This window comes from Halomonas sp. ND22Bw, assembly GCF_003011945.1.
Lineage (GTDB): Bacteria > Pseudomonadota > Gammaproteobacteria > Pseudomonadales > Halomonadaceae > Halomonas > Halomonas halophila.
The window spans coordinates 1-248 of the sequence record NZ_PXWD01001465.1 but is presented as its reverse complement, the minus strand read 5'-3'; the positions used below and the strand labels follow the sequence as shown (position 1 = coordinate 248).

1 protein-coding gene is annotated in these 248 nt (G+C 68.5%); it reads left to right on the top strand.

Annotation, left to right across the window (positions count from 1 at the left end; translation table 11 throughout):
• Positions 1–248 (top strand): M23 family metallopeptidase (locus CVH10_RS23090; protein WP_146143335.1); only part of this gene is annotated, 248 nt, incomplete at both ends.

Sequence of the window (248 nt, the reverse complement as noted above, 5' to 3'; positions counted from 1 at the left end):
CGACGCCACCGGCAAGAACCTGCGCTCGGCCATGATGCGCACCCCGCTGCAGAGCTTCCGCCGGGTCAGCTCCAACTTCGGTTTCCGCACCCATCCGATCTCGGGCTACAAGAAGATGCACCAGGGCATCGACTTCGCCGCCGGAACCGGCACGCCGGTCGTGGCCCCCGCCGATGGCGTGGTGGTCGAGGCGCGCCGCTGGGGCGGCTATGGCAACTGGCTGCGCATCCGCCACAACAATGGTCTGG